At 60.7% G+C, this 20,615-nt stretch carries 22 protein-coding genes; 16 read left to right on the forward strand and 6 right to left on the reverse strand.

All coding sequences use genetic code 11. From position 1 onward, the window contains the following. Positions 1-78 precede the first annotated feature (78 nt). The 8 genes from FHU12_RS10665 to FHU12_RS10700 all read left to right on the forward strand — a co-directional run bounded on the left by FHU12_RS10665 (position 79) and on the right by FHU12_RS10700 (position 7,068). Positions 79-615, forward strand: coding sequence for a Csu type fimbrial protein (locus FHU12_RS10665; RefSeq protein ID WP_141972954.1), 537 nt, complete (start codon positions 79-81; stop codon positions 613-615). A 264-nt stretch (positions 616-879) separates the two neighbouring features. Then, a complete protein-coding gene (locus FHU12_RS10670) occupies positions 880-1,416 on the forward strand; it encodes a Csu type fimbrial protein (protein WP_141969220.1) in 537 nt (178 codons plus the stop codon). Between the two features lie 2 nt (positions 1,417-1,418). Beyond that, positions 1,419-1,922, forward strand: coding sequence for a Csu type fimbrial protein (locus tag FHU12_RS10675; RefSeq protein WP_141969221.1), 504 nt, complete (start codon positions 1,419-1,421; stop codon positions 1,920-1,922). Continuing rightward, positions 1,916-2,458, forward strand: coding sequence for a Csu type fimbrial protein (locus FHU12_RS10680; RefSeq protein WP_141969223.1), 543 nt, complete (start codon positions 1,916-1,918; stop codon positions 2,456-2,458). Before FHU12_RS10675 ends, FHU12_RS10680 begins: the two co-directional genes overlap by 7 nt. A 21-nt stretch (positions 2,459-2,479) precedes the next feature. Beyond that, positions 2,480-3,247 (forward strand): fimbrial biogenesis chaperone, encoded by a 768-nt coding sequence (locus FHU12_RS10685; RefSeq protein WP_141969225.1) that lies wholly within the window; start codon positions 2,480-2,482, stop codon positions 3,245-3,247. A 46-nt stretch (positions 3,248-3,293) separates the two neighbouring features. Beyond that, positions 3,294-5,741 carry a fimbria/pilus outer membrane usher protein gene (locus tag FHU12_RS10690; protein WP_373275567.1) on the forward strand — a complete coding sequence of 816 codons (2,448 nt, stop codon included), beginning with the start codon at positions 3,294-3,296 and terminating at the stop codon, positions 5,739-5,741. 19 nt (positions 5,742-5,760) lie between these two features. Beyond that, on the forward strand, positions 5,761-6,693 hold the full coding sequence (locus FHU12_RS10695) for a Csu type fimbrial protein (protein ID WP_141969227.1): 933 nt from the start codon (positions 5,761-5,763) through the stop codon (positions 6,691-6,693). Positions 6,694-6,828: 135 nt separating this feature from the next. Next, positions 6,829-7,068 carry a DUF1480 family protein gene (locus FHU12_RS10700; RefSeq protein WP_004931517.1) on the forward strand — a complete coding sequence of 80 codons (240 nt, stop codon included), beginning with the start codon at positions 6,829-6,831 and terminating at the stop codon, positions 7,066-7,068. 55 nt (positions 7,069-7,123) lie between these two features. Here FHU12_RS10700 and FHU12_RS10705 read toward each other — a convergent pair whose 3' ends face one another. Both FHU12_RS10705 and FHU12_RS10710 read right to left on the reverse strand, forming a co-directional pair. Then, positions 7,124-7,723 carry a C39 family peptidase gene (locus FHU12_RS10705; protein WP_141969229.1) on the reverse strand — a complete coding sequence of 200 codons (600 nt, stop codon included), beginning with the start codon at positions 7,721-7,723 and terminating at the stop codon, positions 7,124-7,126. 4 nt (positions 7,724-7,727) lie between these two features. Continuing rightward, complete coding sequence (locus FHU12_RS10710; protein WP_049295454.1) at positions 7,728-8,120, reverse strand: ASCH domain-containing protein; 393 nt, start codon at positions 8,118-8,120, stop codon at positions 7,728-7,730. A gap of 335 nt (positions 8,121-8,455) precedes the next feature. Between FHU12_RS10710 and yniD the strand changes: the two genes are divergently transcribed. Continuing rightward, complete coding sequence (yniD, locus tag FHU12_RS27395; RefSeq protein WP_016928013.1) at positions 8,456-8,548, forward strand: small membrane protein YniD; 93 nt, start codon at positions 8,456-8,458, stop codon at positions 8,546-8,548. 38 nt (positions 8,549-8,586) lie between these two features. Here yniD and FHU12_RS27120 read toward each other — a convergent pair whose 3' ends face one another. Continuing rightward, a complete protein-coding gene (locus FHU12_RS27120) occupies positions 8,587-8,739 on the reverse strand; it encodes a hypothetical protein (protein WP_185742298.1) in 153 nt (50 codons plus the stop codon). A 157-nt stretch (positions 8,740-8,896) separates the two neighbouring features. Between FHU12_RS27120 and FHU12_RS10715 the strand changes: the two genes are divergently transcribed. Beyond that, positions 8,897-9,106: a hypothetical protein gene (locus tag FHU12_RS10715; protein ID WP_004931526.1), complete on the forward strand. Its 210-nt coding sequence runs from the start codon at positions 8,897-8,899 to the stop codon at positions 9,104-9,106. A gap of 146 nt (positions 9,107-9,252) precedes the next feature. Here the strand turns inward: FHU12_RS10715 and FHU12_RS10720 are convergent, their stop codons facing one another. Next, positions 9,253-10,671 carry a serralysin family metalloprotease gene (locus FHU12_RS10720; protein ID WP_049186267.1) on the reverse strand — a complete coding sequence of 473 codons (1,419 nt, stop codon included), beginning with the start codon at positions 10,669-10,671 and terminating at the stop codon, positions 9,253-9,255. A 332-nt stretch (positions 10,672-11,003) separates the two neighbouring features. Next, positions 11,004-12,347 (reverse strand): 2-hydroxycarboxylate transporter family protein, encoded by a 1,344-nt coding sequence (locus tag FHU12_RS10730; RefSeq protein ID WP_016928018.1) that lies wholly within the window; start codon positions 12,345-12,347, stop codon positions 11,004-11,006. Between the two features lie 431 nt (positions 12,348-12,778). Here FHU12_RS10730 and pckA point away from each other — a divergent pair, with 431 nt between their 5' ends. Next, positions 12,779-14,398: a phosphoenolpyruvate carboxykinase (ATP) gene (gene pckA, locus FHU12_RS10735; RefSeq protein WP_087763523.1), complete on the forward strand. Its 1,620-nt coding sequence runs from the start codon at positions 12,779-12,781 to the stop codon at positions 14,396-14,398. A 46-nt stretch (positions 14,399-14,444) separates the two neighbouring features. On the opposite strand, the gene FHU12_RS10740 is transcribed toward pckA, so the two are convergent. Further along, complete coding sequence (locus tag FHU12_RS10740; protein ID WP_141969233.1) at positions 14,445-15,089, reverse strand: TetR/AcrR family transcriptional regulator; 645 nt, start codon at positions 15,087-15,089, stop codon at positions 14,445-14,447. 93 nt (positions 15,090-15,182) lie between these two features. On the opposite strand from FHU12_RS10740, the gene FHU12_RS10745 reads away from it, so the two are divergent. The 5 genes from FHU12_RS10745 (at position 15,183) to FHU12_RS10765 (ending at position 20,614) form a co-directional block, all read left to right on the forward strand. After that, positions 15,183-15,881 carry a DAPG hydrolase family protein gene (locus tag FHU12_RS10745; protein WP_141969235.1) on the forward strand — a complete coding sequence of 233 codons (699 nt, stop codon included), beginning with the start codon at positions 15,183-15,185 and terminating at the stop codon, positions 15,879-15,881. 84 nt (positions 15,882-15,965) lie between these two features. Further along, a complete protein-coding gene (locus FHU12_RS10750; RefSeq protein ID WP_141969237.1) occupies positions 15,966-16,352 on the forward strand; it encodes a GFA family protein in 387 nt (128 codons plus the stop codon). Positions 16,353-16,442: 90 nt separating this feature from the next. Further along, positions 16,443-17,747 (forward strand): MFS transporter, encoded by a 1,305-nt coding sequence (locus tag FHU12_RS10755; RefSeq protein ID WP_141969239.1) that lies wholly within the window; start codon positions 16,443-16,445, stop codon positions 17,745-17,747. A 168-nt stretch (positions 17,748-17,915) separates the two neighbouring features. Beyond that, positions 17,916-19,175, forward strand: coding sequence for an MFS transporter (locus tag FHU12_RS10760; RefSeq protein ID WP_141969241.1), 1,260 nt, complete (start codon positions 17,916-17,918; stop codon positions 19,173-19,175). After that, the gene (locus tag FHU12_RS10765) at positions 19,172-20,614 is read left to right on the forward strand and encodes a glycoside hydrolase family 32 protein (RefSeq protein WP_141969243.1); all 1,443 of its coding nucleotides are present in this window, start codon (positions 19,172-19,174) and stop codon (positions 20,612-20,614) included. Before FHU12_RS10760 ends, FHU12_RS10765 begins: the two co-directional genes overlap by 4 nt. Position 20,615 lies beyond the last annotated feature (1 nt).

A 20,615-nucleotide genomic window follows, 5' to 3' on the forward strand; every position in this document is an offset into this window, starting at 1 on the left:
ATGTAAGTAAATTAATGCGTTCAACTCAGCTCTGGGTGGCGTTTTTGCGGGCTTTCTCTGACACGGCAAGGAATCATGATGAAAAAAACTCTGATGGTTTTGACCTCGGTAGCACCTCTGCTGTGCATCAGTGGCACAGCCAACGCAGCGGGCACCATTCAGGGCACGGTGGGGGTGACGATCACCATCGGCGCCGGCTGTGTGGTCACCGGCGGTAACAGTTCCGGCACCACCAACGACTTTGGTTCGATCAGCTTCGGGACCTACTCTTCGCTGGCCAACGTCATCACCGCCAGCGCCACCGGCAGCGGCGGCACCGGCACGCTGGGGCTGAACTGCACCACCGGCACCAACTATACCGTGGCGCTGGACAACGGCCTCAACGCCACCGGCAGCCAGCGGCGCATGGCCAGCAGCGTACCGGCCTACATCAGTTACAACCTTTATCAGGACAGCGCCCACGCCCTGCCGTGGAACAACACCACCGGCGTGCTGACCGGCACCGGCACCGGTTCGGCGGTGCCGTTGATCGTTTACGGTCTGGTACCCGCCGCGGGCACCACCCCGGCGGCCGGTGCGTACAGCGACACCGTCACCATGACCGTGACCTGGTGATTTTTACCGCCAACGGAGCGCCACAACGGCGCTCCGTCATTCGCCAAGATAATAATATTCCCACCTTCACTTTCATTATCCCAAACAGGATCACCCTCCGCCGTATCCTGTCTGCGATCTCGCTTAAAAATAAATAAAGTTTTTAATCTTTTAGCGCGACATTCTCGCGTTCTTATTCTATTAATTAATCTGTAAATAGATTAATGCATTTGACTCATTTTTCGGGCTTTTTGGCAGGCTTCTCTACTACGGCAAGGAACCACGATGAAAAAGACTCTGGCGGCATTAACCTCGGCAGCGCTTCTGCTGTGCGCCTCTGGCACCACCTACGCGGCGGGCACCATTCAGGGTACGCTGGGCGTCACCCTGACTATCGGCGCCGGCTGCGTGGTCACCGGCGGCACCAGCTCCGGCACCACCAACAGCTTCGGTTCCATCAGCTTCGGCACTTACTCCTCACTGGCTAACGTCATCACCGCCAGCGCCACCGGCAGCGGCGGCACCGGCACGCTGGGGCTGAACTGCACCACCGGTACCAACTATACCGTGGCGCTGGACAACGGCCTCAACGCCACCGGCAGCCAGCGGCGCATGGCCAGCAGCGTACCGGCCTATATCAACTATAACCTCTACCAGGACAACGCCCACGCCCTGCCGTGGAACAGCACCACCGGCGTGCTGACCGGCACCGGCACCGGTTCGGCGGTGCCGCTGATCGTCTACGGTCTGGTACCCGCCTCAGGCACCACCCCGGCGGCCGGCGCGTACAGCGACACCGTCACCATGACCGTCACCTGGTAAACATGACACGCCAGGCCGTCACCTGCATGCTGCTGACGTTGGCGGGCGCCTGCCATGCCAACGTCAATACCGCGACGGTGGGCGTCAGCGCCACCCTGGTCAAGTCCTGCGTCGCCGGTACCACCAGCGGCGGCAATACCACGTTCGGCACCTTTAACTTCGGCACCGTCTATTTCCTCAATACCGCAATCATGGTGGTGGGCCAGGCAAACGCCGGCGCTCTGCAAATCAACTGCAACAACGGCACCAGTTACACGGTGCTGCTCAGCGGCGGACAGAGCGGCAATACCGCGGCGCGTTACTTGCAAAGCGCGGCGGGCGCCCGCGTGAACTACAACCTGTATACCAGCGCCAGCTATGCCACCGTCTGGGATAACGTCACCGGCGTGACGCAGACGGCCACCGGCCAAAGCGTCTGGCTGCCGGTGTACGGCATGATCCCGGTACAGGCGACGCCGGCGACGGGCACCTATACGGATACGGTGCAGGTGACGATAAATTGGTGATGAACGGAATGCTGCGCACCCTGCTGCTGGCGGCGCTGATCGGCGCCCCAACGGCCCATGCCGATACCGTCAGCCAAGGCTTCACGGTCAACGCTTCGATCATCAAAGGCTGCGTGCTCGGCAGTGGCGTCACCAACGTTACCTCGTTCGGCAGCATGAGCTTCGGCCAGGTGGCGTCTTTGAGCAGCCCGATAAAAATCGTCTCAAGCGCCGGCGCCGGCTCCATTGTGATCCGCTGCAACCCCGGGCTCAGCGTTTCCCTGGGGTTGAACGTCGGCAATAACGTCACCGGCTCCATCGCCGGCGGGCGAAAACTGTTGAACTCGGTGACGTCGGAAACGCTGGTGTACCAGCTCTACCAGGATGCCAACTACGCCGTTTTGTGGGGCGACGGCGGCAACGGCGGCGCCGTTCAAACCGTCTCCTCCACCGGCAGTACGCAAGAAATAAAAATCTACGCCAGTTTAATGGCGAGCAGCACCTTGCCCACCAGCGGCACCTACAACGATACGGTCTTAGTGACGGTGAGTTATTGAGCTTTTAAAAAGGATCACATTATGCGTAGTACTCTGCTTCGCCTGCCCCTGCTGGCAGGATTGCTGTTAGCCGGTCAACCGCAGGCCTTCGCCGCCGCCTCCATTCTGATTTGGCCTATCGACCCGGCGATTGAAGACAATCAGCAAGCGACGGCCCTGTGGCTGGAAAACCGCGACAGCAAACCGGTCTATATGCAGATCCGCGTGCTCGGCTGGCAACAAACCGGCGGTAAGGACGACTATCGCAACCAGAGCGAAGTGGTCGCCAGCCCGCCGGTCGCCACCATTCTCCCCGGCAAACGCCAGCTGATTCGCCTGATCAAGCAGACCCCGGTCGCCGCCGGGCAAGAACGGGCTTACCGGATACTGGTTGACGAAGTGCCCATCAAGGATAAAGACGGCGCGGCACCCGACAAGGGTGCGCAGATGGGGCTGAAATTCCAGATGCGTTATTCGGTGCCGCTGTTCGTCAGCGGCAAAGGCGTCTGGACCAAGCAAGACTTCGAACACCCGCGCGATTATGCCAGCGCCAACCAGCCGAAGCTCAGCTACCGGCTGCTGCAACAAAACAGCCAGCGCTGGCTCGACGTGCGCAATGACGGCATCGTGCACGCTCGCCTGTCGCAGGTCAGCATCCAGGGTAAGCCGCTCAACAACGGGCTGCTGGGCTACGTGCTGCCGGGTTCGCAAATGCGCTTCGCCCTGCCGCCTTCGGGCAGCTTCGCCGCCGGCAAGCTGCAGGCGATGGTCAACGACAACAAGCAACCCGTAACCATTCCGTCTTACTGAGCCTGAGGTGCAGGTGAAGCGGATCTCGTCGCCGGCCACGCGCGGCATGCAGCTCAAGCCGCTGGCCCTGGCCGTACTCTGTATGGCGGTGGAGCTGTGGCCGCCGTACGCCGCCGCCGACGACCTTCCTCCGCCGCCCAGCGCCATCAGCATGCCGGACACCACGCTGTATCTGGAGCCGGTGGTGAACGGCCGCCAGACCGGCAAAGTGGTGCCGGTCACCTACCGCGGCGGCCACTACTATTTGACGCCGCAGCAACTGAGCGACGCCGGCCTGCCCGTGGCGGACAAGCAAGCGAAAGAGATCGCCGTCGATCAATTGGATAAGGTCGACGTCACCTACAGCGGCGAAACGCAGCAGCTGCTGATCTCGGTGCCCAACGACTGGCTGCCCAAACAAACCCTCGGCGACGCCAACCCGGAGCAGCGGCTGCCGGCGCAAAGCAGCCTGGGCTTTTTGCTGAATTACGACGCCTACGTCAGCCAGAGCGGCGGGCGCGGCAATCCGGGCTATTTTTCCGCCTGGAGTGAACAGCGGCTGTTCGACGGCTTCGGCGTTATCGCCAACACCGGCATTTTCCGCAGCAGCTTCAACGGCGAGACCGCCGCACAGCAGAACAATCGCTATATCCGCTACGACAGCAGCTGGCGCTACAGCGACGACGACACCATGCTCAGCTATACCGCCGGCGATCTCACGACCGGCTCGCTGCCCTGGACCAGCTCGGTGCGCGTCGGCGGCCTGCAGGTGGCACGCAACTTCGCCACCCGGCCGGATCTGATTACCTATCCGCTGCCGCAGTTCTCCGGCCAGGCCGCCGTGCCGAGCAGCGTCGATCTGTACATCAACAGCTATAAGAACACCTCCGTCAGCGTGAACCCCGGCCCGTTCACCCTGAATACCGTGCCTTACATCAACGGCGCCGGCCAGGCGACGGTGGTCACCACCGACGCGCTCGGCCGCCAGATCAGCACCACGGTGCCGTTCTATGTCGCCAGCTCGCTGCTGCAGGCCGGGCTGAGCGATTTCAGCCTCTCGGCGGGTGCGCTGCGTCAAAATTACGGCTACCGTTCCGCAGACTACGGCCAATGGGTGGCCAGCGGCAGCGGGCGTTACGGCGTCACTGATTGGTTGACGCTCGAAGGGCGGGCGGAAGGCGCGGCTGAGCTGGCGGTCACCGGCGCCGGCGCCGGTGTGCGCATCGGGCAGTTGGGGGTCCTCAACGCCTCCTACAGCTACAGCCAGGCGGGCAGCGATGCGTTCAACGCCCCGCCAGTTACGCCCCTTTATTACGATCCGATCACCGGCCAACCGGTGCAACAACCGGATGCCGGACCGGTCTATCAGTACACCGGCCGCCACGGCGATCAAACCAGCCTGAGTTACACCTACAGCAACTCGCTATTCAGCCTCAACGCGCAACGGGTACTGCGCAGCGCGGACTTTGGCGACCTCTCCACCTACAAGAGCAGCTACCGCCTGAGCCGCCGCACCGACCAGCTGACCGGCAGCATCGGCCTGAGCCGCTTCGGCAGCCTGGGCGCCGGTTATTTCGACGTGCGCGACGCCATCGGCCAGCGTACCCGCCTGATCAACCTGTCGTACAGCCTGACGCTGTGGCGCAATATCAGCCTGTACGCCTCGGCGAACCGCGAGATCGGCGGCGACGGTTACAGCTCGCAGCTGCAGATCAGCATTCCGTTCGATGCCTGGGGCACCGCCAACGTCAGCACCGCCCGCGACGCCGGTAATCGCTGGAGCGAACGCGTCGCGTACAGCCGCGCCGCGCCGACCGACGGCGGTTTCGGCTGGAACCTGGCCTACGCCGGCGGTCAAGGCAGCGACAGCGATTACCGCCAGGCAGACCTGACCTGGCGCACCTCGCTGTTGGAAACCCGCGCCGGGCTGTACGGCAACCGTAACGATTACACCCGCTGGGGCGAAGTCAGCGGTTCGCTGGTGGCGATGAACGGCGGCGTGTATGCCACCAACACCATCAACGACGCCTTTGCCCTGGTTTCGACCAACGGCTACGCCGGCATTCCGGTCAGCTACGAGAACCAGCGCATCGGCGTCACCAACGACAAAGGCTACCTGTTGGTGCCCACCGTCACTTCGTATTACCACGCCAAATTCCAGATTGATCCGCTCAATCTGCCGGCGGACGTCAATTTACCGTCGGTAGAAAAAACCGTCGCCATTCGCGATCACAGCGGCTACCTGGTCGAATTCCCCGTCCAGCGCCTTTCTGCCGCCGACGTGGAGCTGGTCGATGCGCAAGGCAAACCGCTGGCCAACGGCAGCCAGGTGGCGGTGATCGGCAGCAATCAACAAAGCTACGTCGGGTGGGATGGCATGACCTATATCGACCCGGTGCAGCAGCACAACCGGCTGAGCGTGATCCCAGCCGACGGCGGTCCGCCGTGTCAGGTCAGTTTCAGCCTGGCCAATCCGCAGGGGCTGCAACGCGTTGGTCCCCTCGTCTGCCAGTAACACACGGAGAAGAAAAACGATGTCTCGGAAACTGAAAATTCTTTTGGCGGCGCTGCTGCTGCTGTGTGGGCAACGCGCGCTGGCGGACTGCGCCACCACCAACGGCACGGTGACCCTGCCCAGCAGCAACTCCTTCGCCGTCTACAACGGCCAGATCAGCGCTCAGGGTACCGCCGGGCTCAACTGTACCGGGCTGGGGCTCAATCTGTTGACGCAAAACACCGTCACGGTCAAGATCGCCTCCACCACCAACAATATGGCCCTGCTGAACGGCAACGGCTCCGGCGATAAAATTTCCTATCTCATCTACCCGGATGCCAACTATCAATATCCCTACAGCGTCGGCCAGACCATCGACTACAGCTCGCTGAACCTGCTGTCGCTGATCCTGATCTCTTCCAACGTCAACTTTCCGGTGTACATCAAAACCGTGGCGGGGGCGAACGTCAGCGCCGGCACCTATACCGACACCATCAATCTGGTGTGGAACTACCATATCTGCGGCCTGGGCCTGATAGGGCTGTGTATCTGGTGGGACGGCACCAACCAACCCAGCACCGTGACCATCACCGCGGTCATCACCAAAAGCTGCCTGATTAACACCGCCAACAACGTCAACTTCGGCAGCATGGCGCTGGTGGGGCAATTCAACCCGATCAACCAGAGCATCACCCTGACCTGCACCAAATCCCAGTCCTACAGCTCTTACTTTACCAACGGCAACAACCCCATCACCGGTTGGCGGCAAATGCTCAGCGGCACCAGCAACTTCCTCCAGTATCAGATCTACCTGCCCAACACCAGCACCGTATGGAGCAGCACCAACGCGCAAAGCGGCACCGGCACCGGCCTGGCGCAAAGCATTCCCTTTACCGCCGCGATCAATTCGGCTCAGACCGAAGTGCCGGTCGGCACCTATCAGGATAACGTCAGCTATGTGGTGACCTATTAGCGTGGCCGCTAGCCGCTCAGGAAGAATGTTGCCAGAATGTATTTTTTATGTGGCATTTTTTGCTCATTTGGCTATGCTCATACCGATGGCCTTACTGGTCTAACCTCCTACCACATCATTGAGCAAGGAGTTCCCATGAGCAAAACCGTCGTAAAAATTGGCAGCTTCGAGGTCGATGACGCGCATCTTCACGCCGGCGCCGACCGCGCCGGCACCCTGAGCATTCCCTGCAAGTCCGATCCGGACCTGTGTATGCAGCTCGACGGCTGGGATGAACACACCAGCATTCCGGCGATCCTTGATGGCAAACAGTCGCTGCTGTACAAGCAGCACTACGATCGGCAGGCGGACGCCTGGGTGATGCGACTGGCATGAAAATACGCCGGGCCTGCTGACGACGTGCTGCTTTCATCGGAAACAGCGCGTTTTTTTATGCGATGGCGATGCCGCGGCCGGCAAAGAAAGGGGTGAAGCGGCTGAGCGGCAGCTGTACCCGCTCGCGCGTCGCCGGGCTGTCGCCCGAAGGGTTGTGGAAGGTCACGCTTTGCGCATCGGCGGCGGTAATCAGCACCAGATGCCCGCCCCGCTGCGGCGGCAGGCTCTCGGGCCGGCGAATGGAGGGATGCACCGAGGCGATAAAGTAGCGGTATTGGCTAAGCAGCGCCGATACGTCGGCGGCCTCCAGCCCCACCTTCACCTCCGCTTGCAGCGCAAACTGCTCGCGCACGTACTCGACGAACGGCGCGTAAATCAGCCCTTTGATCCGCTCCCCTTCGCGCACATAGGCACCGTAAGGTAGGCTGCGCCGCGCCAGCTCCAGCAGCGGCGGCGCTTCGCCGTCGCGGTGGCCCAGCACCATTTTCAGGCAGGCCATGCCGCACACGTGGTTGGCCCACTCGACGTACTCGGCCCGATCGCGGGCACCGCTGCGCGCCCAATTCTCGTCTTGCGCCAGCGTCGCGCGGCCGGCGATCAGATCGGCGGCCAGCTCCGGGCTCGCCCACTGACACTCGTAGGGAACGGCGCGCATCCGTTTAGAACTTGTCGACGACGTTGAAATTCATCAGCACCAGCGTCATATCCGGCGAGAACAGATCGTACTCTTCGAAGAAGCGCTGCAGCTCTTTGCGCCAATGCGCCAGCGAACGATCGCCCTCACCTTCGGCAAAGGCGTGCGCTTCATCGACCTGATCGTACGTTTTCATTTCCACCGCGGTCAGCTCAACCGCGCAGACCGGTTCCCCCTTGCCGTCCACCACCAGGAACAGATCGCCGGCCTGCGGGATCCCTTCGCCGTCCAGGTTGGAACAGGTGGCCGTTTTGGTGCCGTTCAAAATCAATTGCACTACTTCATCGGCCTGCTGTTCGGTATCGCCGAACGCCCAGCGCTCAAGGTGCTCGTATTTCTGTGGAATTGCCGTCGCCATGATTATACCTTTTGGAAAAATGCCTCAATGCAGACAGGATAGTACAACGTATTGCCGGCCGTCTGCATCCGTCGCAAGCGCGACTGCGCGTTCCGCCACCGCCGCCTTTACGAGTTTTTACCGTTCTTCGCTGTGCCTGCCGCGCTGCCGGGCGCATACTGTGGACATTATTCACCCAATGGCAACCGCCAGGCGGCAACATGCGGCAAGACGACATCGATGCTGACGATACCTTCAGCGATTTACTCAACGGCGTCGCCCTGGTGACGCTTTTCCTCATCACCCTCGTCGGCGGGTGGTATTTCAGTTAAGGAGGCAACGTGGCAACAAAACGCATGGGCAACAAACTCAGTAAAATGGTCGTAGTGCTGCTGCTGATCTGCCTGGCGTTGCTGCTGTTGCGTTGGGCGGCGATCGCCTTCGGTTAATCCCATGCAACGACGCCGGCTACACGCCGGCGTCCTGCTCACCGCCGTCGCGGCGCGGTCGGCTCCAGCAACTCCCGCAAATAGGCCAGACGCGCTTCCCCTTGTGGCAACCAGAGGCGACACAGCCAATGTTGCGTTTCACCCGTGCGGCTGAGGCGGTAGTACTCCGCCAAGGTTTCGACCCAGTTCATGATGTGTTCTCCTGCTTTTCGACACCGCAAGTATTGGGCGTAAAAACCAGAAGAAATACTGATGGCTTGTTTTTTATGCTTCCTGTTTTAGGTGGCCGGTAGCTAAGCCACAGTTCAGCTGCTACATTGGGCAAAAATCAACCAACCGAGGTAGGCCATGACGTTCTCGGAACAGGAGATTAAACCCGTATGGGATGAGGTCGCACGCCTGATCGGCGACGGCGTGATGCAGCTGCGCCATCGCGGCGAAGCGCTGTCGGTGGAAACGCTGGAAAAACATCTGGCGCGGCAGCTGGCGGACAGCAACGATATCGAACGGCGCATCCTGCTCGGCGCCGCCATCAACATGTTGAAAGGCGGAAAATGAATCGCCAACCGAAAAGGTTGGCGATCCGACAGAAGCCCGAGGTATGCAAGCCCGGCCTTCTGCGCGCTACTATGTCACGCTAATATGACGGAATTAATAGGAATTGTCGGGTTTTTGCCCAAAACGCCCTATTTTTGTTGCTCGCATTACGCCAACACGAAATCGCCGGCATCCAGCGGCTGCCCCACCACTTTCACCAGGAAATCGCTGGCGCCAAAAGCGCCGCCCAGGTTGATCGCCACGTCGCTGACGTGACTTTGCGCGTCATAGCTCAGCATCGCTTCACCCGCCTTGCCGCTGAACTGATCGACGAAGCGAATGCCGTCCGCGCTGCCGGTGTTGAACAGCGTCAGATCGATCTTGTCTTCACCGCGCACGAAGTCGCGGATCCAATCCGGTGCCGCCGCCGTCGACTCATCCGCCGCGAAATAGACGAAGGTGTCCTTGCCGGCACCGCCCCACAGCTGATCCGCCCCTTTGCCGCCGTACAGCACATCATCGCCCGCGCCGCCCTTGAGCACGTTGTCGGCGGCGTTGCCCACCAGCACATCGTTGCCCGATCCGCCGATGGCATTTTCAATCGTCACGCCTGCGGCGATAGACACGTTGCCTTTCAGCCCGCCAACGTCCGAGAACGCTTTTTCATTCAGGTTGATGCGCTGATTCTGGCCGAAGCCGGAGAAGTCGAAGGTGTCGTTACCGCCGGCATCCCAGGCGGTGAAAACAATCTTGTCCTGCGCGCCGGTGGCGGTGAGGAAGTCGCGATCGGTATTGGAATTAAAGCCGTAGATCGTATCGCCGGTGCGGGTGTTCATGTTGGCGCCGTAGAAATGCTGGATCGCCGTGATGTCGTTGAGCAGCGGCCCGGAAGAGTACGCGCCTTTAAAGTCCTGCCCGGTGTTGCTTTCGCTGAAATAGCTCATCACGCTGTGGGCACGGCTGTCCTCGAAATAGGTCGCATCCTTGCCGTAGGTGATGCTGACGCCCGGCGCGGCGTTATAGTCGCCCGGATGCTGCAGCCCCAGCGCATGGCCGATTTCATGGGTGAAGGTCTGGCGACCGTACTCGTTCTCATGGATCTGATTGTTGACGAAGGTATGGTTCTTGGCGTTATACCAGGTTTGCCCGGCAACCGAAGGCGAGGTGTCCGGGTTATACGCAAAGGCATAGGAGCCGCGCGAGCTGTAGTCGAACAGGCCGAACTTGATGTTGGCGGCGGCGGTGTTGCTGGTTTCGGTAAAGGTGATGTTGGCCACGTCGGACCATGACTGTAACGACAGTTTGGCCTGCTCGCGCTGTTCGGCGTTAAAGCTGCTGAAGCCGCTGATGCCCATGCTCGACATGTTGCCCGGCGCCTTTTCCCAGAAGCTGTAGGTCAGAGAGACCGGCGTGTCGGTCACGCCCTTGTCGTGCCAACTGCGATCGCCGCGCACCAGCTCCAGGCCGGCGTTTTCGAACGTTTTCGACGGATGAAGCACGGTAATGGTGTCGTCTTCATCGGGTTTATAAGCGCCCAGCAGGGCTAATACGCCTTCGGCCTTAACGGAAGCATTGCTTGATGACATAACCTTATCTCCATATTCGTCAATTCAATTGGGGGGATGCCCCAACTGGCGGATTGCCTGAACGGCAGCGGCCCGGTGTTGAATCAATACGGGGATATCGGTAATGCGGTGGCGCCTTCCCTCGGCACTCTGAATGAGAACGATAATCCCTTAAGAGAAAAGAATAGACACATTTCCGCCGAGTACAGATTTTTCTTAGATAAAGTCCGACTATGCATTTGCGCCATACGAATGATTTTCAAGATAATCATCCGCATTATCACGATGAGCGGAAAAAACGCATAAAAAAACCGGGGCAATCCAACCCCGGTTATCCATAAGAAACTCTGGACTCAGACTAACCAACCGAGCAGCAGCGTCGCACCAATGACCGTGGAAGCGCCGCCAATGCGCGTGGCGATTTGGGCAAACGGCATCAACCCCATACGGTTCGACGCCGACAGGATCGCCACATCGCCGGTGCCGCCCAGGCCACTGTGACAACAGGTGACGATCGCCGCCTCCACCGGGAACATCTTCAGGTAAGGCGCAATCAGGAAACTGACCAGCCCCATCGACAGCACCACCGAGCCGCAGACCACCACATAACCGACCGAGAACACCGCCACCACGCTTTCCAGAGGCACGTACAGCATGCCCAAACCGATCATCAGCGGCCACACCAGCGCCGTGGAGACGAACTTGTAGAAACTGTGCGCGCCGGTTTCCATCGAGGCCGGGATCACCCGACAATACTTGCACAACACCGCGAACAGGATCATCAGCACCGGGCCGGGGATATGCACGATATGTTCGAACAGGCCACCGACGATAAAGAAGGCGCAGATCACCAGCAACCCACCGCCCATCAGTTGGAAATCGACGTTGCCGCTTTGCTCCTTGATGGCGAACATCGCGTTCTCCTGCGCCGAGCGTATCAGCATGCCGTCGCCGCTCAGGGCCTTGCGCTGCATGCCGATGCGCGCCAGCACCCCGGCGGTCACGATGGCGAAGATGTTGCCCAGCACCGCCGCCGGCGCCAGCTGCGCGACGTAGACATCCGGCGTCGAACCCAGGATCGCCGAATAGGCCAGCGACAGCGGTAAAATCCCCTCGCCGATGCCGCCGCCGATGATCGGCACGATGATGAAGAAAAAGGTGTGATAAAAGGTAAAACCGAACAGCTTGCCCACCAGCAGCCCGGTGATCACCGCCGTGATCGTTCCCACCACCAGCGGCACGAACATGCGAATCATCCCCTGGATCAGGATCACCCGGTTCATGCCGAGAATGCTGCCGACCACCAGACTGGCGATGACGAAATACAGCAGATTGGCGTCTTTCATCAGCAAATGGACGGTGCCCATGACGTTGGGCTGGAACACATTGAAATAGACCAACACCGACGGCACCATCAAACACAGAATGGCCGGCCCGCCGATATCGCGCAGCACGGGAATACTTTTCCCCAACTGCGCCAGCGCAAAGCCCAGCGTCATTATCACCGCCAGGCCGCCGATCATATTTTTCGGCAGGAAGTTGGCATAGGCGGAAATCGCCACGATGGCGCAAATCGTGATAAACAACGCGATCGGTACCGCGCCGATATCTATTTGACGAAGTTGATTAATTAATCCTGAGGATTCGGACGATGCCGTATTTTTATCACAGGCCAGTTCTGCATTTATCTGTTTCATTATTCACCCTGCTGACAAGCGTACAGTACGGTTAGATTCACCTGGCGCAACATCCCGCCATTGCCAAGTAAAAACAAATGATTACGAAAAATCCTATTGTGGACTTCGCTTTTTCTAATAAGAAATAAAACAGTAGACAGCCTTGAAGATATGATAAAAAATAAAAATGCAAAACTAAATTACACCGACGGAATTCAATATTGTGACCCTCCACCAAGGTTGGTTTTAATTAATTATCGTCAGCATTTTGTAATTAAAGTAAGCAGGTTTAAATTCGCTGCTATGCTATAGGAGGGCGAAAAAGCCCCCTGTTTTATTAATAAAGAACCGGAAACGCAGTAGCTGAATCCGGTCAGCTTGATCCGAACCTTAATCCTGCGCGCGGCACCGCTCGGGAAAGAGGCATAATATGACTCATAAGGAAGTAGAATATGTCTTCACGCGCTGTTACCCCACAAACCCTCGCTCGCTACGGCATCCATCAGGCCGCCGACGTCGTCTATAACCCCAGCTATGAGTTGCTGTTCGCCGAAGAGACCCGCGCCGACCTGCCGCCGCTGGAACGCGGCACCCTCACCCAGCTGGGTGCGGTCAACGTCGCGACCGGTGAATTCACCGGCCGTTCGCCGAAGGACAAATACATCGTGCGCGACGACACCACGCGCGATACCGTCTGGTGGTCGGACAACGGCACCGGCAAGAACGACAACCAGCCGCTCTCCCCGGAAGTCTGGCAGCATCTGAAAACGTTGGTGGGCAACCAGCTCTCCGGCAAGCGTTTGTTCGTGGTGGACGCGTTCTGCGGCGCCAACGCCGACACGCGCCTGAAAGTGCGCTTCATCACCGAGGTGGCCTGGCAGGCGCACTTCGTGAAAAACATGTTTATTCGCCCGAGCGACGCCGAACTGGCGGACTTCGAGCCGGACTTCGTGGTAATGAACGGCGCCAAATGCACCAACCCGGACTGGCAGCAGCAAGGGCTGCATTCGGAGAACTTCGTCGCCTTCAACCTGACGGAACGCATGCAGCTGATCGGCGGCACCTGGTACGGCGGCGAGATGAAGAAAGGCCTGTTCTCGATCATGAACTACCTGCTGCCGCTGAAGGGTATCGCCTCGATGCACTGCTCAGCCAACGTCGGCGAGCAAGGCGACGTGGCGGTGTTCTTCGGGCTGTCCGGCACCGGCAAAACCACCCTTTCCACCGATCCGAAACGCCAGCTGATCGGCGATGACGAGCACGGCTGGGACGACGACGGCGTGTTCAACTTCGAAGGCGGCTGCTACGCCAAGACCATCAAGCTGTCGCCACAGGCGGAGCCGGAAATCTATCAGGCGATCCGCCGCGATGCGCTGCTGGAAAACGTCACCGTGCTGGCCGACGGCAGCATCGACTTCGACGACGCCAGCAAAACCGAGAACACCCGCGTCTCCTATCCGATTTATCACATCGAGAACATCGTCAAACCGGTGTCCAAAGCCGGCCATGCGCGCAAGATCATCTTCCTGACCGCCGACGCCTTCGGCGTACTGCCGCCGGTATCGCGCCTGACGCCTGAGCAAACCCAGTACCACTTCCTGTCCGGCTTCACCGCCAAGCTGGCCGGCACCGAGCGCGGCATCACCGCGCCGACGCCGACCTTCTCCGCCTGCTTCGGCGCCGCGTTCCTGACGCTGCACCCGACGCAGTACGCCGAAGTGCTGGTGAAACGCATGGAGGCCGCCGGCGCCCAGGCTTACCTGGTCAACACCGGCTGGAACGGCAGCGGCAAACGTATTTCTATCAAGGATACGCGCGGCATTATCGACGCCATTCTGAATGGCGACATTGAGCAGGCCGAGACCTTCACGCTGCCGATCTTCGGGCTGGCAGTGCCGACCGCGCTGCCGGGCGTCGATCCGTCGATTCTCGATCCGCGCAAAACCTACGCCGACGAATCGCTGTGGCAGGAGAAGGCGCAGGATCTGGCGCAGCGCTTTATCGATAACTTCGCCAAATATACCGTCACCCCGGCGGGCGAAAAACTGGTGAACGCCGGGCCTAAACGGTAACGGCATCCCACAGTTCAAGGGCCGATTCGTCGGCCCTTTTTCGTTTTCACACCTCCCCCAACAATCCCGGCATCACCAGCGCCACCGCCGCCGCGATGCGCTCGTCGATCGCGCTACCCGGCGGCAACAGCCCCAGCGTCATCTGCCGCAGCGGTTCGGCGATGGTCATCGCCAACAGCAGGTCGCTGGTTTGCGCCCAGTCGCGCTCACGCAGCCACCCGGACTGCTGCTGGCGCTGCAGCCAGTCCGCCACCGTCGCGCGGCCGCGCTGAATGCCGTTACGCTGGTAGCTCTCCAGCATCCCCTCGCGCCCCGGAAACTCACTTTGCAGCAGCCGGAACATGCCTACCGCTTCCGCACTCAACACCTGCTGCGCGATGGCCTGCAGCCCTTTTTCCAACAGTGGCGCAACCGCCGCCCGCTGCCCGGCATCCTGGGCGAAGGCCGGCTGAAACGCCTCGGTCCAGCCGCTCACCGCCTGCGCCACCAGCTCGTCGCGATTGGCGGCAAACCGATACAGGGTTTTTTTAGCCACCCCGGCGCGTTTCGCCACCGCATCCACCGTCGCCGCGGCATAGCCACCGTCGAGCAGCAGCGCCAGCGTCGCCTGAACCAGCGCAGCGCGCAGCGCCGTTTCCGGCGTGGCCGGCCGGCCGCGAGCGCGCAGCGGTTCTTCATTCGGGTTCGACATATTTATTCCTCATAAGCGTTGACAGACTCAGCATACCGGCATAGCTTTATTTTGGAAACATTATTCGTTTCCAAAATAAAAAAGGAACCCATTATGACACATCCTTCCCTGCTGGCGCCGTGGGGCGTTAACGATATCAACGAGTTGCTCAGGCCCGAACCGCTGCGGCTGGAGATGGGGCTGAGCCGCAGCGCCGACGGCCTGCTGACCGTCGCGGTTCGTACCGACCTGCACGGCTGCAAAGGGCGCATGCTGGACTGGTGGTTCACCTTCTTCGAAACGACTCAGCATATCAACTGGTGGCACCCGCACGATCACGTCGAACACCGCGGCTGGGATCGCCACTGGAAAAAAGGGGAAAGCTACGTCGGCGCCAGCATCGAAGCGGTCGAGTGGTTGGCGGAGCTGCCGCCGGTCGCGGCACGCCTCAAGTTTCACGCCGCCGAGGACTTCTTCTCGCCGCAGCCGCTGCGCCAGGCGCGTGACGCGCAGGCGCTCTCCGCCGCGGTTTGCGCGCGCATCGGCTTCGGCGACCAGGTGGCGCTGGATGACAACGGCGATCCCTGCGACGGCGAGATGCTGCATCTGGTGCGCGATACGCCCTATGGCTGCGTGCTGCGCAGCCGCTTCCTGCTGGGTAAAGCCTGCGCCAACGCCCACGACGAACTGTCGGACGACATCGGGTTTAACCTGATGCGCCACTGCTACAACGAGTTCAGCTATCTGGCGCAGTTCCTGCCGTCGCTGTACTACGCCGAAAACGGCCGCGAACCGGCGCCGTTGCTCTGGTAGTGCGTCAGCGAAGACCTGTTATTTTTTCGCGATATCGCTATAGTGATTTTCACCGTTTTCCCCTGCGCTCATGACGGAGACATCATGGAAAATTCCTGCTATAGCGGTGGCTGCCTGTGCGGACATATTCGCTTTCAGGCACGCGGCCTGCCTGGCAATCCGCACAGCTGTTCCTGCGACTTTTGCCGCCGCCACTCCGGTGCGCCGACGCTCTGCTGGGTCGAATTTCCGCGTCAGGCCGTCGAGTGGAACGGCCCGGGCGGCATGCCCACACTCTACCGTTCTTCACCCTATTCCAGCCGCGCCTTTTGCCCGCGCTGCGGCAGCACGCTGGGGGCGGTCGACGACGAGCCGACGGTGGCGTTGACCACCGGCAGCTTCGATCGGGCCGATCTGCCGGAGCTACGCCCGACCTCACATGCGTTCGCCGATGTTTGCCCCGAATGGTGGCATATCGACGGCATGCGCTGAGCGCCTCACAGTTCCCGCTGAAATCAATTGATTGTTTTGTCGTATAAATTTAGAACTGACGAACAATAATTCAAAAGTATGGGAACGGGGATGAATCAACAGACTCTCGACGCGCGTCGCTCGCGTCAGGCGTTGCTGGCCGGCTCGGTCGGCAACTTTATCGAATGGTATGAGTTCGGGGTGTACGGGTTCCTGGCCACCGTTATCGCCGCCAATTTTTTCACGCTGCAGGGTGAAAATGAAGTCACCAGCCTGATCCTCACCTACGCCGCCTTCGCGCTGGCGTTTTTCTGTCGGCCGATCGGCGCGGTGATCTTCGGTCGCATCGGCGATCGCATCGGCCGTCGCCCGACGCTGATTGCGGTTCTGCTGTTGATGACGCTGGCCACCTCGCTGATCGGCGTCATGCCGACCTATGCCTCGATCGGCGTCGCCGCCCCGCTGCTGCTGACGCTGCTGCGCATGTTTCAGGGGCTGTTCGCCGGCGGTGAATTCGGCGGCGCCGTGTCGCTGATGACCGAGTTCGCCCCGAAGGGCAAGCGTGGGCTGTTCGGTGCCTGGCAGTCGCTGACCGTCGCGCTCGGCCTGCTGGCCGGCGCTGGGCTGGTGGCGCTGCTGGCCGCGCTGCTCAGCGCGCAGCAGCTGCATGACTGGGGCTGGCGTATTCCCTTCCTGCTGGCGCTGCCGATGGGCGCCGTGGCGCTGTGGCTGCGGCTCAAGCTCGAGGAAACGCCCACGTTCACCCAGGCGCAGCAACATGCGGAACACGCCGCCGCGCCGCCGGAAGCGAAGCTGAGCGGCGTGGTGAAAACCATTCTGATCGGCATCGGCCGCATGATGGGCTGGTCGGCCGCCGGCTATACCTTCCTGGTGGTGATGCCTTCCTATTTGCAAACTTCATTGCACGCCACCTTCCAGCAGGCGCTGGTGGCGACGGTGCTGGCTAACGTCGGCTTCGCCCTGACCATTCTGCCGGCGGGCATGATCAGCGACAAACTGGGGCGTAAAACGGTGATGCTGACGGCGGTGACGGCGGTGATCCTGTTCACCTTCCCGCTGCTGCACCTGTTGCAGGATGCGCAGAGTTCACTGTGGGCCAAAGGGCTGGCGGTCATGATCGCCGGTGCCGTGGTCGGCCTGCTGGCCGGTCCCGGCCCGGCGATGCTGGCGGAGATGTTCCCGACCCGGGTGCGCTATACCGGCTTGGGGCTGGCTTACTCACTGTCCAATGCGGTGTTTTCCGGCTCGGCCGGGCTGATTATCACCGGCCTCATCAAACAGACCGGTAACATCGACATTCCCGCCTACTACGTGGTCGCCACCTCGGTGGTCAGCCTGTTTGCACTGATGACGCTGCGCCGCGACGACCATCTGCGCTCGCTGAACGAACGTTGATCCTCCGGGGGCACATCGCCCCCTTGCCAACTCGTGACCTCGATCACAAGGCACGAATGTTAACGTTAACTTTTGTGATTAACATCGCACGCGTGATATCTGCCAGCTTCACCCCCTTACGAGTTAACGTTAACAATGGAGCTAACTTCACTCACCGGGGCCCTACCCATGAACCGCGAAACTAAAAAATATTACGTGCTGCTCAGCGGCCTGCTGTTCTTCTTTTTCTTCACCTGGTCTTCCAGCTTTTCGCTGATCTCGCTGTGGCTGAATCAGAAGATCGGCCTGAAAGGCGCCGAGACTGGCCTGATCTTCTCCGCTATCTCGTTGGTGGCGCTGTGCGCACAGCCGCTGTACGGGTTTATTCAGGACAAGCTTGGGCTGCGCAAGCACCTGCTGCAGTTTCTCGGCGTGATGCTGCTGCTGACCGGCCCATTCTTTATCTACATTTACGCCCCGCTGCTGGCCAGCAGCCTGCCGCTCGGCGCGCTGGTCGGCGGGGTATTTATCGGCGCCACCTTCTTCGCCGGCATCGGCGCGCTGGAATCTTATACCGAGCGAGTCAGCCGCATCAGCGGTTTCGAATTCGGCCGCGCCCGCATGTGGGGATCGCTCGGCTGGGCCAGCGCCACCTTTTTGGCCGGTTTTATCTTCAATATCGATCCGAACATCAATTTCTGGCTGGCCTCCGCCGCCGCCGTGGTATTCCTGTTGCTACTCAGCCAGGTGCGCGAGCTGAAGCCGAACGCCATGGCCGGCCTGGCGTTCGGCAAACCGGAAAATCTGCGGCTGCAGGATGCGCTGGCGCTGCTGCGTATGCCGGGCTTCTGGGCGCTGGTGGTGTTTGTGCTCGGTATCAGCGTATACAACGTTTTCGATCAGCAATTTTCGGTCTACTTCGCCTCGCAGTTCGCTTCTCGCGAACAGGGCAACGAGATGTACGGCTTCCTCAACTCGCTGCAGGTCTTCCTCGAAGCCGGCGGCATGTTCCTGGCGCCGCTGCTGGTGAACCGCATCGGCGCCAAACAGGGGCTGTTGCTGGCCGGTGGCGTGATGGCGCTGCGCATGTTCGGCTCAGGCTTGGTCAGCGGCGCATTGATGATCTCCGCCATGAAACTGCTGCACGCCGTAGAGTTGCCGATCCTGCTGATCGCTATCTTCAAATACATCGCCAGCCGCTTCGACAGTCGCCTCTCCTCAACGCTTTACCTGGTGGGCTTTCAGTTCATCACCCAGGTGATGGCCAGCTTCCTGTCGCCGCTGGCGGGCTACGGTTATGACCGCATCGGCTTTGCCGACACCTATCTGCTGATGGGGTGCGCGGTCGCCGCTACGACGCTTGTCTCCTGTTTCCTGCTGCGCGGCGAACGTTCCGCCAGCGCAGCCCCCTTTCAATCCGCCATTAAATCAAGCGAGTCTGTCCAATGAACACTGCCTTAGCTCAAGCCGACCATGCGGTCGAAGCCCTGCGCGCAGAGCGCCAAGACGAATACTACCCGCAGTTCCATCTCGCGCCGCCCGCCGGCTGGATCAACGATCCCAACGGCCTGATCTGTATTGACGGCGTCTATCATGCCTTCTTCCAGCATCACCCCTATAGCGAGCACTGGGGCCCCATGCACTGGGGGCACGCGACCAGCCGCGATCTGATCCGCTGGCAGCACCAGCCTATCGCCCTGGCGCCCGATGCGCCCTATGACAAAGACGGTTGCTTTTCCGGCTGCGCCGTGGATGACAACGGCGTGCTGACGCTGATTTATACCGGCCACGTGTGGCTGGGCGAGCCCGGCGACGACAGCCAGGTGCGGGAAGTGCAATGTCTGGCCACCAGCGAAGACGGCATACGCTTCGTCAAGCACGGACCGGTACTGGCCGCGCCGGACGGCATTCAGCATTTCCGCGATCCGAAAGTCTGGCGCGAGAACGGCGAATGGTGGCTGGTGGTCGGTGCCAAAGAAAACGGCCTGGGCCAGGTGCGCCTGTACCGTTCTGCAGACCTGCGCGCCTGGCGTTTCGACCGGGTGCTGGCCGGTGCGCAGGCGGCGCATCAAGGGTATATGTGGGAATGCCCGGATTTCTTCCCGCTGGGGGAACAACACCTGTTGTTGTTCTCACCGCAGGGGCTGGCGGCACAGGGCTACCGCTACCGCAATCGCTTCCAGAGCGGCTATCTGCTCGGCCACTGGCGGCCTGACAGCGACTTTAGGGTGACCCAACCCTTCTGCGAACTGGATGCCGGCCACGATTTCTATGCGCCGCAGACCTTCACCGCCGCCGACGGCCGTCGGCTGCTGTTTGCCTGGATGGATATGTGGGAATCCCCAATGCCCAGCAAAGCGCACCGTTGGGCCGGTGCCCTCACCCTGCCGCGTGAGCTGACGCTGGCCGCCGACGGCAGCGTCCGCATGGACCCGGCGCGTGAACTGACGGCGCTGCGCCGAGAATCGCACACCTTTTTGGCACAGACGCTGACCAATCAGCATCTGCCGCTGGTGGACGACGTGCAGGAACTCACCCTGACGTTGAGACCGACCGACAACGACGCCGAGCGCTACGGGCTGGCCATCGGGAGTGCGGCGCGGCTGTTCGTCGACAATCAGGCGCACCGGCTGGTGCTGGAACGTTTTCATGAAAACCGCGCCCTGTGCACCTGCCGCAGCGTGCCGCTGCCAGAAGGTGACAGCCTGTCGCTGCGGATCTTCATTGACCGCTCATCGCTGGAGATCTTCGTCAATCAGGGGCAGGCCTGCCTGACCAGCCGAATTTATCCGACGGCGGGCGATCGCCGCCTCAGCCTGTTCGCCGAAGGCGGCCGGGCTCAGTTCGAGCCCATCACGGGATGGCAGTTGGCAAGCCTCTGGGGATAAT

This window comes from Serratia marcescens (genome assembly GCF_006715005.1).
Lineage (GTDB): Bacteria > Pseudomonadota > Gammaproteobacteria > Enterobacterales > Enterobacteriaceae > Serratia > Serratia montpellierensis.